Origin of the sequence: Clostridium ihumii AP5, assembly GCF_000612845.1 — a bacterium.
GTDB classification, from domain to species: Bacteria; Bacillota; Clostridia; order Clostridiales; family Clostridiaceae; genus Clostridium_J; species Clostridium_J ihumii.
Genome location: NZ_CCAT010000093.1, coordinates 1 through 14,967, shown reverse-complemented (window position 1 = coordinate 14,967; position 14,967 = coordinate 1). Strand labels below are relative to the sequence as shown.

Genomic DNA, 14,967 nt, shown 5'->3' with positions numbered 1-14,967 from the left:
TTTAATTTTCAAAGACCAATGTGTCATCATCACCTGACGACTTTTTCTATTTTACTAGATTTAAACTTTTTTGTCAACACTTTTTAAAATGTTTTTTAAGTTTATATCTACATCGCTTGGCTTCAATTACTTGTTTGCCTCAGCGACAAGATTTATTATATATAATTTCAGTCTTTAAATTTTTGCTTCTACGGCTTTCTACAAAATTCATCACGGAAATACTTTTATTTTTTCTAATTTCCTTTCATTTTTATCTAATGATACTCCTGGCATAGTTTTTCTTGTTTCATAGAAAGAATATATATCTATAATCATATTTTTGCAACTATACTATTATTTTATGCACAAAAAAACAATACACTGCTAAACAATGTATTGTTTTTTATATAAAGTCTTATTATATTCCTAATAAAATGCTAGCTGCGCCAAAATATATAACTAATGCTAATGCATCTACTATTGTTGTTATTAATGGACTTGCCATTATTGCTGGATCCATTTTTAATTTCTTAGCACATATAGGTAATATACAACCTACAACTTTAGCTATAATAACAGTAAAGAATAAAGTTATACAAACAGTTATTGAAACTGCTAATTCAATCTTTTGAAGATAATATATTCTTAAAAAATTTACTAATGCAAGCACACTTCCTACTATTATACTAACTCTTAGTTCCTTCCATACTACCTTTAAAATATCCTTAATTTCTATATCACCTAGAGCTAATCCCCTAATAACTAATGTTGAAGCTTGTGAACCAGCATTTCCACCTGTATCCATAAGCATAGGTATGAATGATGCTAGTATTACAACTGATTGTAGTACATCTTCATACTTTTGAATTATAGCTCCAGTAAATGTAGCTGATATCATAAGAACTAATAACCATATAATCCTATGCTTTGCTAATGAAAATACACTAGTTTTCAAATATTCTTCTTCTGATGGTTCCATTGCTGCCATTTTTTGAAAATCCTCAGTATTCTCTTGTTCTATAATATCTACTATATCATCTATTGTTATTATTCCTACTAATCTATTTTCATTATCTACTACAGGCATAGATGTAAAGTCATATTTTTTAAATCTATCTGCCACTTCCTCTTGATCTTCTAATGTATTACAGTATATAACATTATCATTCATGATATTTTGTAGTAATTCATTATCATCATTTAATATAAGTTCTCTTATTGATAAAACACCCTCAAGTTTTTTATTATCATTTGTAACATAACATATATCTATAGTTTCTTTATTTACACCCGTATTTTTTATATGATTTACAGCTTCTTTTATTGTCATTTCTTTTCTTAAATCCATATATTCAATAGTCATAATACTTCCTGCTGAATTTTCAGGATAACTTAGAAATGTATTTATAAGCTTTCTTTTTCCTTCTTTAGTGTTTTTTAAAACTTTTTTAACTACACTTGCTGGAAGTTCCTCTAGAATATCTACAGTGTCATCCAAAAATAGTTTATCTATTATATTCTTAAGTTCTTCATCATTCATTGATTCTATTAGATATTTAACATCATCTGTACTTAAGTATGAAAAAACATCTGATGATACTTCTTTAGGTAATATCCTGAAAATTATAAGCATAGTCTCACTATCTAACTCTTCTAATAATTGTGCTATATCAACTGGATTTTCTTCTTGCAATAATTTTTGTGCTTCTATAAACCTATTTTCTCTTATTAACTCGATTATTTTTTTGAATTCCATTTTGCAATACCTCCTAATTATAAGGTACTGCCATCCATGCTATATTTAATTTTAATCTATTAAATCATAGAAATTAACTTCTATGGTGACTGCATGAATAGCAGTCCCTTTTATCGTTTTCGATTTACTACTACTGCCATCATCCATGACAGTCACCTCCTTTTTTTAACACACAAAAAAATCTCTCAACTCATAGAGAAGAGAGATTTAACAATCTAAATAAAATATAAACTAATATTAAAAATACTATCTCTCATACTCGTTGAGTTTTAGCTCTGTAAAACGTAGAGAATATTTCTCAGCCACATTAAATAAAACCTTAATTCGATAGTATCTGCTAACCCATTGGTGTCTCTGGACATTTCTGGGCAGTGGCATATTTTAATACAGTAACCTCACCTAACAAGATATATATTTCAATTTATTCAACTAGTTCATAATACTACTATATGTTCATAAAGTAAACATCTATTGGCGATTTTTATAAAATATTTTGTGATCCTTCCAACTTCCATTGATATATAAATACTCTTTACTTATCCCAACTTCTAAAAATCCACAAGATTTTAATACTCCTTGAGATTTTAAATTATCTAAAAGAGTACTTGCTTCTACTCTATGCAAATCTAATTCGTTAAATGCAAATTTCAAAGCAAGTTTAAGTGCCTCTTTAGCATATCCATTTCCTTGTTCATGTTCATCTATTGAATATCCTATAAATCCACTTTTAAAAATGCCCATTACTATATTGCTAATTTTTATTCTTCCACTTAGCTTGTTATCTACATATATCCCAAAATGAGCCTCTTCACCTCTTATAAATTGTTTATAACTCTTAATTAAATCATTTTTTTGTGAATCTAATGTGTAAAAAGACTCTTCACGAGAAGGTTCAAATGGCTCTAAATATTTTCTATTCTTTAAATAATAATCTAATAAATCTTCTCCATCTTCTGGTGTTAAAATTTTTAACGTTATTTTATTGCCTTTTATAATACCTCTTGATGTTATATAATTTGATTCATATAAACTTCTTTCAATTCCAAATATCAATTCATCTTCATTTTTATTGTTACTATTAATTATATTATTTGAAAGTATCCCCTCTAATTCAAACCCTAGATCATTAAAAGCTATAGTACTTAAATCTTCACTACATAAAATATTAACTTTTGCTATTTTATTATTATTAAATAACATTCCCAAAACTAATTTAAGTATATCTTTTACATATTCATCTATATTACTATTTTTATAAAACTTTAATCTTAATGTGCAATTTTTATTATTCTTATCTATTTCGATTATATAAATTCTACCAATTGTTATACCTAATTTATCTTTTATAATATATTGATTTTTACTGCTATTAGATGCAACCAAATCAACTAGACTACCATTACTCATTGTGATTCCCTACCTTAAACTAAAGTTTTTCTATTTTTTCTTGTATTTTTATAAGTTATTATTGAAAAAATTATAGCTATAATTAAACTAATAGGAACCATATAAAAAGCCTTGTGTGTACCTATTAAATCACTAAGATTTCCCATAAACTTATTTAGTATCATATTTATAATACTTGATGTCGTAATAATTATTCCAGACATATATATAGAATTTTCCCTAAAATTAATTCCAATAGTACTTACTACTGTTGGAAATACTATAGAGAAGAATAATCCTGAAATACAAATTAAAAATATAAACTTTCCTCCGATTATAAGGCTTATTGTATATAAAATTAATGCTATAAAAAGAGCTATTATTACACTCTTTAAATGTCCTACCTTTTCAACTATGAATCCTCCAAATAATCTTCCTAATGTTAATAGTATAAAAAATACAGAAAGATATATACTGCTCATCTTATAATCAAACTTATAACTTTCCTGTAGAAAATTTACTAGCCAATTTGCTGTAGCTACTTCTGCAAAAACATAAAATCCCAACGCAAAAGAATAATAGTAAAATAACTTTTCTTTTAATGCATCTTTAATCTTATAATTTTTAACATTATCTATATTGTCTTGTATATTATTTTTAGGTATTTTTATGAAAATAAACATTATAAATGCTAACAAAAATAATACTGATATAAATAAATATATATTTCTCCAACTAACACCTTTGGATAAAACTATTCCTGTTGTTAATTGAGTTATTGTTGATCCTGCACCATAACAAAAATGTGTTAAATTCATAGCTAAAGCTTGAAATCCTATAGAAATCATAGGCACCAAAGTATTTACTGATATTGCAACAAGTGCAATTCCTATGTTTAATATAAATATGCAAATTAAAAACATTAAATATGTTTTAGATATATAAAATAGCAAAGATGAAAATATTATAATTATAAAACCTAGTCCATAAGTCTTTTTTTGTCCTAGTTTTTCACATAATATTCCACCTAAGTAAGTAAATAATACATATGCTATACTGCCAATAAAAAATATATCACCTACTTGTGAATTATTTATAGAAAAACTAGTTTTAAAAGCTGGCACTAAAACACCCTTGATATTATCTACAACAGCAATTAACAGCATTGTTATAAATGCAAAAATTAATACAGATTTATTTTTTCCTTTTGTCAAGAAATCACCACCTCAAATATTAATTATATATTATATATATAGTATATTGAATAGTTAATGTTTATATTTATAATAGAATTTAACCATAATAATGTGAGTAAAATATTTATAATAGTATTTTAAATTTATCAGTTATATAATTTATGCATACAAAAAAATCAAATGATTTTATAAATATATATTTTTTATGAAAGGGATGACTTAAATGAATAAAAATAGTGTTTCCAAATTAAAATTAATATTAATGGGTATAGAAAATAGATATACTGAAAATAAAAACATATTTAAAGATATAACAATTTCATATATTTTAGGCTCAAAAAACATTGTATCTTCAGCCAAACTAGATGGAGATGATTTAAAATATAGCATTAATAACTCCATCAAAACAATGTCTATATCAGAATTATTAAGTGATATTTCTAATGAGGCAAAATCTTACGATTCAGTTTCTATAATTTATTGTGAACGTGGTGAAACAGTATACATAACTGCTAATGATAAAAATGTTACAATGAAAAATAAGAAGAATGATGAACCTTTAAATGTTAAAAATGATACGAAAAATGAAATTAAATACACAACCACTTCAAATTTATTACCTAATAAGAAATCTTACTTAAAAATTGATGAGTGTAGTAACTTGTTAAAAGAGTTAAATATTTTGAATAACGATATGAAAATTAAAAATGATAAGATGAAAAAGTATATTGAATTAAATGAGTACATAGATATTTTAGAAGATGTATTAGATGATATACCTAATAATAGAATTGTAAATATTATTGATTGCAATTGTAAGAATTCTTATTTACTATTTGTATTGAATTACTATTTAACTGAGACAAAAAGAAGAAAGTGCAACTTTATAGGAATAGATTCATCTACTTCTGAAATTGAAAAATATAAAATTATTGCCTCTAATTTAAATTATAGAAATATGGAGTTTTATGATACTGATATTAATAGCTACAAAACAAAAAAGGAAGTTAATATTTTAATTTCTATAAACAATGTTGGCACTGAATTAGACTCTTCTATTGCTTTAGGAGTTAAATCTAGTGCTGATGTAATTGTATATTTATCTAATCCAGCACTAGAAAACTGTTCAAAGTATACTTATTCACCTTTAAAGCCTATATTAAATCATAAGATTCTTAAAAATAAATTTGGTGAAGTTATTATAGATGGTATGCGAAGTTTACTACTTGAATCTAAAGGTTATACTTTGAAAATTAATGAATACACTCCTATAAATGAAAATTATAAGTACTTAGTTACAAAAGCATTTAAAACTTCTGATGAAAATTTTGATATGTTAAATGAATACATGACATTAATGGGATCTTTAAATATTTATCCAGAATTATATGCTCTTTTAAATGAATGGGATTAAACTTAATATAAATAAAAAAATAACCTTATATAAAGGTTATTTTTTATTTATTGCTATTTATAAGATCTTTTACAACTTCACTTGCTATAATCATTCCAGCAACAGGTGGAACAAATCCAATACTTGCTGGCGTTGATCTTTTTCTTATTGTAATTTTATCAGTGTTATCCTTAGTGTTATTTTCCTCTTGGTTTGTCTCTGCCTCTGGTGTTATTGGTAATTCTTCTGAGTATAAAACTTTTAATTTTTTAATGCATCTTCTCTTTAATTCACGTCTCATAACTTTTGCCAATGGACATGTTTGTGTCTTATATATGTCTGAAATTTTAAACTTAGTTGGGTCTAGTTTATTTCCTGTTCCCATTGAACTTATAACTTCTATATCATTTTCCTTACAATAACTTATAATATCAAGTTTAGATGTAACAGTGTCTATAGCATCCACTACATAATCTATATCCTTTTTTATAATCTCAGGTATATTTTCCTTTGTAACAAAAACTTGATGTGTAATTACATTACACTCTGGATTTATATCCATTATTCTGTTTTTCATCATTTCAACTTTACTTTTCCCAACGGTTTTGTGATTTGCATGTATTTGTCTATTAATATTACTTATACTAATATCATCATTATCTACTAAAATTAATGTTCCAACTCCGCTCCTTGCTAATGCTTCTGTACAAAAGCTCCCAACACCACCAACGCCGAAAACTAATACCTTACTACTTTTTAATTTTTCTACAGCTTCTTTACCTATTAATCTTTCTGTTCTTGATAACCAATGCTCCATTTATAAAATAACATTCCTTTCATTGATATAGTAAATTAAATCTACCATATAATTATTTATATAGATATTATACCAATACATTTTCATTATCAATCATATTATATTAATTTATACATGCTTTACTATAACTAATTTAAAATTCCCATTTATTTCAATATAATACCTAAACATATACTTCACTAAATATATTTGTAAATACATTTAATAACATATGAAAAAAAAGATAATGAAACTTAAATTTCATTATCTTTTTTCATTAATTTATGTTTAACTATTTTAATTCATGTACAAAAATACCACTTCTTAATTTTGGTTCAAACCAAGTAGATTTTGGTGGCATAACTTTTCCTGCATCTGCTATATTCATAAGTTCATTTATACTTGTAGGATACATAGAAAATGCAACTTTCATGCCATCATTAACTCTTCTTTCTAATTCCTTTAAGCCTCTTATACCACCTATAAAATCGATTCTATCACTTGTTCTAGGATCTTCTATATTAAGTATTGGTCTTAATAAATTATTTTGAAGTATAGAAACATCTAAGCTATCTACTGGATCTTTTTCATCATAAGTTCCATTTTTAGCAGTTAGTTTATACCATTTATTATCTAGATACATTCCAAATGTACATTTTTCACATGGTTTGTATTGTTCATTATTAGAATGTTCTTCAATAGTGAATTTTTCGCCTACTTTTTTCATAAATTCTTCATTTGAATTTCCATTTAAATCTTTAACTACTCTATTATAATCCATTACATATAAATCCTCTGATGGGAATATAACAGATAAGAAAAAGTTAAATTCTTCTGTACCATCATAGTCTTTAAATTGTTCTCTTCTCATTTTTCCAACTCTTACAGCTGATGCAGCTCTATGATGTCCATCTGCAATATATAGATAATTTACTTTGCTAAATAAATTTTCTAATTTTTCTACAGTATTTTTATCATTTATCACCCATACAATATGTGAAATTTCATCTTCAGCTACAAAATTATATTCTGGTTCCTTTTCTGTCCATTCATTAACTATTTTATCTATTTCACTTACATTTTTATAAGTTAAGAATATTGGACCTGTATTTGCATTACAAAAATCAACATGATTTACTCTATCTTGTTCTTTTTCAGCTCTAGTATTTTCATGCTTCTTTATTATATTATTCATATAATCATCAATTGATGTACATGCTACTATACCTGTTTGTACTCTTCCGTCCATTATTTGTCTATATATATACATTGATTTTTGTTCATCTTGTATATATATTTTATCTTCTATCATTTTATAAAGATTACTTTTTGCTTTTTCATATACAGATTTATCATATTGATTTATGTTTTTATCCATATCTATTTGTGCTTTATCAACATGTAAAAATGAATATGGATTTTCTTTTACCATTTCTCTAGCTTCTTCTGTATTCATAACATCATACGGTAATGCTGCTACTTTATCTACTAAATTTTTTTGTGGTCTTATACCTTTAAATGGTTTTACAATAGCCATAATTTTTCTCCTTTCGTTTTTTATTTAAAAAATTCTATTATTATTTTTACTATTTCTTCTCCAATTCTAGTTTGAGCTTCTTTAGTTGATGCTCCAATATGAGGTGTTACTGAAACTTTAGCATTATTAATTAACTCAGTATTTTTAGTAGGTTCATCTTCATATACATCTATTCCAGCCCCAGCAATAACTTCATTGTTTAATGCATCAAGTAGAGCCTTTTCATCTACAACTCCACCTCTTGCACAATTTATTAAATATGCACTATTTTTCATCATTGCAAGCTCATCTTTTCCTATAAGTGCCTTACCATTTTGACTTGGAATGTGTAATGATACATAATCAGATCTTTTTAAGATATCTTCTAATGTACAGTATTCATAATTATCAAAGCCTTCAACTTTTCCTCTTCTATTTGTATATAATACTTTCATTCCTAATACTTCTGCTCTCTTAGCAAGTTCTTTCGCTATTCTACCGAAACCTATTAATCCTAAAGTTTTTCCTGATATTTCAGTTCCTTTATATTTCTTTTTATCCCATTTTCCATCTCTCATGGAAACATTAGAAATAGCTATAAATCTTGCTACTGCAAACATATGTGCAAGTGCCAATTCTGCAACAGATGCACTACTTGCATTTGGAGTATTTCTAACAGCTATACCCTTTTCCTCAGCATAAGCTACATCTATATTATCAACACCTACGCCACCACGAATTATAAGTTTTAATTTTCCACCTTCTAAAGCCTTATCTATTATAGGTTTTCTAACTTTTGTTGCACTTCTTACAACTACAACATCAAAGTTTTTTAACTCTTCACCTAACACTTCTGGTTCGTAGAACTGTTCTACAACTTCAAATCCTTTTTCCTTTAATTCTTTTACAGCAGAAGCTGACATTCCATCAGTAACTAGTATTCTAACCATCTTAACCTACCCCCTAAATAATATTAAAAAACATTACCAAAATAGTAATTGATATTATATCTAACTAGAAAATTAATAATTAAGAATGTATAACGTATACATTCTTAATTATTATTAATCTTATATATATTTTTTAAATATAATCTATTATAATCCTAAGATTTCATCGATTGTATTTAATAATTGTTTTAATTCTTCTGGTGTTGTTTCTGCCATATGAGCTATTCTAAATGTCTTATCTTTAAGTTTTCCATAACCATTAGATATTTGATAGCCTCTTTCGCCTAAAGCCTTATTTAATGCAGCAACATCTATTTCTCTTGTATTTTTTATATTAGTAAGTGTGTTAGACATGTATCTTTCATCAGGGAATATTTCGAAATTTTTTCTAGCCCAAGCTCTAACAATTTCAGCTCCCTCAATATGTCTTTTAAATCTATTTTCTAGTCCTTCTTTGTTCATAATTTTATCTAGTTGGTATTCAAGTGCAAACATATGTGATAAAGATGGTGTTGATGGATATTGATAATCCTTCTTTTGAATATAGTTATATAATGATAATAAGTCTAAGTATAATCCTCTATTTGGAACTTGTTTTGCTCTTTCTATTGCTTTTTTAGAAAAAGTACATGCTGACATTCCTGGAGGAAGTCCTATAGCTTTTTGAGTTGATGTGATACAAATGTCAACGCCCCATTCGTCAACTTTTAATTCAGTTCCTGCTGCAGAACTTACTGTATCTAAGCAAAATACTACATCTGGATATTTTTTAACCACTTTACCTATTTCATCTAGTGGATTCATAATTCCTGTAGAAGTTTCATTGTGAGTTACTGTTATTAAGTCATATTTCCCTGTTGATAAAACTTCATCAACTTGTTCTGGTGTTGTTGGAGTTCCCCATTCAACTTCAAACTTATCTGCTGGAACATTATTACTAGTAGCCATTTCATACCATCTATTACCAAATGCTCCTACTGAAAATATTGCAGCTCTTTTTGCTGTGCAAGAACGTACAGCCCCTTCCATTAAACCACTACCTGAAGTTGTTGAAAGTAATATTTCTTCCTCTGTACCAAAAATTTTTCTTAGGTTATCACTTATTGATCTTTGTATTCTTGAAGCATCTTTACTTCTGTGTCCAATCATAGGTGTAGCCATTTTTTCAAGTACATCTGGAGCTACTTCAACAGGTCCAGGTATAAATAATTTCTTATGCATAACAAACCCTCCAAAACTTAATAAATATTTTATAGTCCCCTTTATATCTTTAAATCACTTTTATTTTATCACTTACCATAATTTCCATCAAGTTCAAATATTTATAATTTATTAAATTTATTAAATATTTTAAATATTTCGTTAGTTTGTTAATCTTATTAAATTTCTTTTTTAATTTTTAGTTTGTTCTTATCTTTTTATATACTTCATCAAATAAGTCTTTAGTGCATTTTCCCCAAACATAATTTTTACATGTATCACAACTTTGACTATTTCCTACTGAACTTAACATAGAATATGCATGTCTCCCACTATATCCATGACAATTTTGTGCAATTCTCATTTTCAATTCTTCATTTACCATTTTACATATCCTCCTTATAAATTTATTAATTATTATTTGCTTATTTGCAAAAAAAAATTAGTAGAAAGTTCTTTTCTACTAATTTAGTATTTTTATATTTAGTTTTAAAATTCAACTATAGATTCTGTTTCTCTACAATATTTTGTTATCCTACATTGACTTAAATTTCTTGGACAATTTCTACACATACAATTAGCTTCTTTACCATTGCATCTCTTTTCCAAGTACTCAGGACATTTTCTACAGTTAAAAACCACTATATCTGCAACCATTTATTCTCTTTCATCACCTTCCAGCTCGTATCTCTTTCTATGAGCTATCATAATTTCATTTAATATTTCTCCAGTATTAGGTGGTGTGTATGTTATTGCATTTGCACCTGCTCTTATAGTTTCTCTTATACTTTCTTCTGTTGGGCCACCTGTTGCCATTATTGGAAATTCTGGATGTTTTTCTCTTATTTTTTTAACTATATCAGCTGTTCTTTTTGCTCCTGATACATTAAGTATAGTTGCACCTGATTTTATTCTTCCTTCTATATCATCAAATTCAGAAACTACAGTAACTATTATAGGTATATCTATTGTTTCTCTCATTGCCTTTATTACATCATTTGGTGTTGATGCATTAACAACAACTCCCATTGCACCTTTAAATTCTGCATCTAAAGCTAAGTTTGTAACCCTTTTACCTGTAGTAATTGCACCACCAACGCCACAAAATACTGGAACATCAGATGCTAGTAATAATGATTCTGTTATTATTGGTTGAGGAGTGAAAGGATATACCGCAATCACTGCATCTGCATTTGTATTTCTTATTATTGCTACATCTGTTGAAAATACAAATCCTTTAAGTCTTTTACCAAATATAATAATTCCACTTGCATCTCTAATTGCTTTTGGTAGTTCAATCATATGGCTTCTTAACAAGCCTTTAAATTCTGGCACATACTTTCTCATGTTTTTTCTCCTTTAACGATTAAATAAACTCTTCAACATATAATAATATATATTATAACTATATTCAATTCAACATATTTACATAAATTTTATACAACTTAGTCACTTGTAAATGTTATACTAGATTCATATATTTATTATATTAAGGAGGTCTTATGATAAAAAATATAAACATTATTAAAAAATCAAGATTTTTACCTTACTATTTTATATTATTTTACTGTGCAGTTATAACTACATTATCTTTAATTTATTCAGAATCTTTTTTAAATTTAATTAATAGTTTAAAAAAAATAATTTTAGAACCAGATGTTCTTATTACTGATTACATAGCTCTAGTAGGTATAAGTGGTGCATTTTTTAACTCTGCATTAGTGCTTTTTTTGCTTACACTAATAATACTCTACTTAGATATAGAGCCAACTGGTCCAATAATTGCAGGATTGTTTACTACTGCTGGATTTTCATTATTTGGAAAAAACATAGTAAATATTTGGCCTATAATTTTTGGTATATGGCTCTATTCTAAATATCAAAAGATCCCCTTTTCAAATTTTGCAGTAATAATGTTATTTGGAACTACTTTAGCTCCAACATTAAATTCTGTTTTGTTTTCATCATTATTGCCTAATATATTCTCAATAATTTTTTCATTATTTATTAGTATACTTCTAGGATTTATTCTTCCACCAATGGCATCTTATACTTTGAAGCTACACCAAGGTTATAGTCTAGCAAATGTTGGTCTTGCTGGTGGACTTTTAGGAACAGCTTTATCATCAATTTTTTCTGCATTAGGTGTAGACTTTGAAAAAAAACTACTTTGGTCATCAGGCAATAATATTATATTAGGTTTATTATTAACTTTTATCTTTACATCTATTATTATACTAGGATTTTTATGCACTAAAAATTCTTCAAAATCCTATTCAGATATATTTAAATTTTCGGGAAGACTAGTTACAGATTTTTATACTCTTCTAGGTCCTAGAATAACATTTTTTAATATAGGCATTTTAGGTTTAATATCTACAATATTTGTTATTGCTATAGGTTCAGATATTAATGGTTGTACTATCTCTGGAATATTTACTGTTGCTGGCTTTGGTGCTTTTGGAAAGCATTTAAAAAATATTTTTCCTTTAATACTTGGTTCATCACTTGCTGCATTGTTAAGTGTATGGGAAATAAACTCTCCTAGCATGGTACTTGGTATACTTTTCAGTACAACATTGTGCCCTATAGCTGGAAATTTAGGCTTCATGTATGGTATAATTGCAGGATTCCTACACATATGTATGGTAACTAATATAGGTTACCTGCATGGTGGTATGAATTTATACCATAATGGATTTGCTGCTGGATTTGTTGCAATAATACTTGTTCCACTTATCATTGCATTCAGGAAGGAGCCTAACATATAATGAAACATATTAATCAAAAAAATATGAAAATTGTAAATGAAGTAATGTTATATTGTCTCAATTTAGGTGCAAAAAATATAACAACTAAATTTATAAAATATGATGATAAGGTTACTATTACAATAGATAGTATATTAAATAATTTAGATGCTGAAGATTTAAATAAAATAAGATTTTTATTATCACAGCCAAGAAAACCTGAAATGGAGGAATACTATTGGAATCTTAATGGAGGTGATGATACAGATTCTGAGTTATCACTTGTTGGAATGATGACAGATGAAGTATCTATTCATTATAAAAATAATTTACTTTCCATAACATTAAATAGATTTAACTAAAGCTATTCAATTATCTTCAGAAGTATTCATTTACAGATTAAAAAAGTTTTGAATTTGAGCTTGGAACCTATTGCATGGTTCCAGATCAAATTCAAATCAATATTTTTAAAGTAACACTATTAAAATTTTAATATTTAGTTGAAGTAATAATTATTAAGCTTTGAACTTTAAAATTCATACATATATACTATATTGAACTTTATTTTTATAATATTTACATTTCAATTTTAACTTCTTTTGTAAGCTCTATTAAAGATTCTTCAATATTACACTCATATGCAAAAACATCAACTCCATTCAATTTTGCAAATCTAAGCGCTTCACCAAACTTAGCATCAGTAATATCATTTGGTGAAAATCTTTTTATATTATCCATCTGCATTAAAAATAAAACACCAGCACCTCTATTAGTTCTTTTAACTTCTACTAATTCTAAAAGATGTTTACATCCCCGCTCTGTTGGTGCATCTGGAAATCTAGCAACTCCATCATCTTCTAAAGTAACACCTTTTACTTCTAAATAATATTCTTCACCCTCATCATTACTTAGTTTGAAATCAAATCTACTATTTCCAAATGTCTTTTCTCTACATATGTTATTATATTTTTTTAAGGATAATATTTTCCCATTTTTCAATGCTTCTTCTACTACCTTATTAGGAATTTGTGAATCTATATTTATAAGTTTTTCTCCCTTATATGCTGCTATTAAATCATATTTTGTTTTTCTAGTTGGATTATTTTCCTCTCTTAAAATGACATTGCATCCTTCAATTAGTATTTCTTTGCATCTCCCTGTATTCGGAACATGCACTAATTCTTCCTTTCCTTCCATTAAAACATATCCTTGAAATCTATTAGGTCTTCTAATAAATTTTGCAACTAAAATTTTATTTTCTATCCTCATATTAGCATTTCTAAATCAAATATTACTCACTCCACAAATTTTTTGTCATTTGATTTATTTCCTCTCTTAATTTTTTTGTTTCTTCATAATCTATATAAAAAATATTATTATCTTTCAATATAACATCACCTTCTTTTACATCTTTTGGTAATAATAATTTTTCAATGTTTTTCATAATCCCATTTTCATCTTCACATACAGCAAAATTTTCTTCAAATCTATCTATAATAAACTTCAATTTTATTCCTCCTTAATTTTTACAATTTTATTATCAATTTTACAAAATTTTTATTTGTAACTAATTTATTTATTCAATCTTATTTATTATATATTATCAAATATGGTTTTCTATATCCAGTAAGACTTTTTATCACTCCAAAATATATTATCCCCATTTCATTAATAAAATGGGGATAATCAAAATATCTTTTTATTTTTTTGTGGATTATTTATATTTTTAAGCAAAATAAAAAAAACTTAGTATTTCTACTAAGAGTCTCTGCTGTTTAATCAAATAATTAAATTACAAAAAGTCATTTTCTAAATAAACTTAAATAATAAATTATAAATAAAAAACCTGGCGACAACCTACCCTCCCACACAGCTTCCCGTGCAGTACTATCGGCATTCTAAGGCTTAACTTGCCTGTTCGGTATGGTAAGGAGTGTTACCCTTAGAACCATCATCACCAGATTAAACTTATCATAACCATTGTAGTTCAAAGAATTACTTGGTTCTAATAACTTTACATATTTACTTTTATAGAGTTTGTTCTC

General features: G+C 26.5%; 15 protein-coding genes, 1 rRNA gene and 1 riboswitch. Of the genes, 3 read left to right on the top strand and 13 right to left on the bottom strand.

Annotated features, from left to right (window positions below; all coding sequences use genetic code 11):
• Positions 1-397: 397 nt before the first annotated feature.
• The 3 genes from mgtE to BN346_RS20235 form a co-directional block, all read right to left on the bottom strand.
• Complete coding sequence (gene mgtE, locus BN346_RS20245; RefSeq protein WP_040330934.1) at positions 398-1,735, bottom strand: magnesium transporter; 1,338 nt, start codon at positions 1,733-1,735, stop codon at positions 398-400.
• A 247-nt stretch (positions 1,736-1,982) separates the two neighbouring features.
• A riboswitch (M-box (ykoK) riboswitch) is annotated at positions 1,983-2,149 on the bottom strand.
• A 54-nt stretch (positions 2,150-2,203) separates the two neighbouring features.
• Positions 2,204-3,142 (bottom strand): GNAT family N-acetyltransferase, encoded by a 939-nt coding sequence (locus BN346_RS20240; protein ID WP_040330933.1) that lies wholly within the window; start codon positions 3,140-3,142, stop codon positions 2,204-2,206.
• Between the two features lie 14 nt (positions 3,143-3,156).
• The gene (locus tag BN346_RS20235) at positions 3,157-4,335 is read right to left on the bottom strand and encodes an MFS transporter (protein ID WP_051540550.1); all 1,179 of its coding nucleotides are present in this window, start codon (positions 4,333-4,335) and stop codon (positions 3,157-3,159) included.
• A gap of 205 nt (positions 4,336-4,540) precedes the next feature.
• Between BN346_RS20235 and BN346_RS20230 the strand changes: the two genes are divergently transcribed.
• Positions 4,541-5,731, top strand: a complete 1,191-nt coding sequence (locus tag BN346_RS20230) for a methyltransferase (protein WP_040330932.1) — start codon at positions 4,541-4,543, stop codon at positions 5,729-5,731.
• Between the two features lie 43 nt (positions 5,732-5,774).
• Here BN346_RS20230 and BN346_RS20225 read toward each other — a convergent pair whose 3' ends face one another.
• The 7 genes from BN346_RS20225 to BN346_RS20195 all read right to left on the bottom strand — a co-directional run bounded on the left by BN346_RS20225 (position 5,775) and on the right by BN346_RS20195 (position 11,519).
• On the bottom strand, positions 5,775-6,527 hold the full coding sequence (locus tag BN346_RS20225; RefSeq protein WP_040330931.1) for a tRNA threonylcarbamoyladenosine dehydratase: 753 nt from the start codon (positions 6,525-6,527) through the stop codon (positions 5,775-5,777).
• Positions 6,528-6,798: 271 nt separating this feature from the next.
• Complete coding sequence (locus BN346_RS20220; RefSeq protein WP_040330930.1) at positions 6,799-8,043, bottom strand: DUF1015 domain-containing protein; 1,245 nt, start codon at positions 8,041-8,043, stop codon at positions 6,799-6,801.
• A gap of 20 nt (positions 8,044-8,063) precedes the next feature.
• Positions 8,064-8,972, bottom strand: a complete 909-nt coding sequence (locus tag BN346_RS20215; protein WP_040330929.1) for a D-2-hydroxyacid dehydrogenase — start codon at positions 8,970-8,972, stop codon at positions 8,064-8,066.
• Positions 8,973-9,119: 147 nt separating this feature from the next.
• Positions 9,120-10,193 (bottom strand): pyridoxal-phosphate-dependent aminotransferase family protein, encoded by a 1,074-nt coding sequence (locus BN346_RS20210; RefSeq protein WP_040330928.1) that lies wholly within the window; start codon positions 10,191-10,193, stop codon positions 9,120-9,122.
• A gap of 178 nt (positions 10,194-10,371) precedes the next feature.
• Positions 10,372-10,557: a hypothetical protein gene (locus BN346_RS20205; RefSeq protein ID WP_040330927.1), complete on the bottom strand. Its 186-nt coding sequence runs from the start codon at positions 10,555-10,557 to the stop codon at positions 10,372-10,374.
• Between the two features lie 104 nt (positions 10,558-10,661).
• Positions 10,662-10,829: a hypothetical protein gene (locus tag BN346_RS22000; protein WP_040330926.1), complete on the bottom strand. Its 168-nt coding sequence runs from the start codon at positions 10,827-10,829 to the stop codon at positions 10,662-10,664.
• The gene (locus tag BN346_RS20195) at positions 10,830-11,519 is read right to left on the bottom strand and encodes a beta/alpha barrel domain-containing protein (RefSeq protein ID WP_040330925.1); all 690 of its coding nucleotides are present in this window, start codon (positions 11,517-11,519) and stop codon (positions 10,830-10,832) included.
• A gap of 155 nt (positions 11,520-11,674) precedes the next feature.
• Between BN346_RS20195 and BN346_RS20190 the strand changes: the two genes are divergently transcribed.
• Both BN346_RS20190 and BN346_RS20185 read left to right on the top strand, forming a co-directional pair.
• Positions 11,675-12,943 (top strand): DUF1576 domain-containing protein, encoded by a 1,269-nt coding sequence (locus BN346_RS20190; RefSeq protein WP_074432749.1) that lies wholly within the window; start codon positions 11,675-11,677, stop codon positions 12,941-12,943.
• Positions 12,943-13,284 carry a hypothetical protein gene (locus tag BN346_RS20185; protein ID WP_040330924.1) on the top strand — a complete coding sequence of 114 codons (342 nt, stop codon included), beginning with the start codon at positions 12,943-12,945 and terminating at the stop codon, positions 13,282-13,284. Before BN346_RS20190 ends, BN346_RS20185 begins: the two co-directional genes overlap by 1 nt.
• 214 nt (positions 13,285-13,498) lie before the next feature.
• Here the strand turns inward: BN346_RS20185 and sfsA are convergent, their stop codons facing one another.
• The 3 genes from sfsA to rrf form a co-directional block, all read right to left on the bottom strand.
• Positions 13,499-14,191, bottom strand: a complete 693-nt coding sequence (gene sfsA / locus BN346_RS20180; protein WP_040330921.1) for a DNA/RNA nuclease SfsA — start codon at positions 14,189-14,191, stop codon at positions 13,499-13,501.
• A 22-nt stretch (positions 14,192-14,213) separates the two neighbouring features.
• A complete protein-coding gene (locus tag BN346_RS20175) occupies positions 14,214-14,429 on the bottom strand; it encodes a DUF3006 domain-containing protein (protein WP_040330920.1) in 216 nt (71 codons plus the stop codon).
• 337 nt (positions 14,430-14,766) lie between these two features.
• Positions 14,767-14,884 (bottom strand): 5S ribosomal RNA (gene rrf, locus BN346_RS20170).
• Between the last annotated feature and the right edge of the window lie 83 nt (positions 14,885-14,967).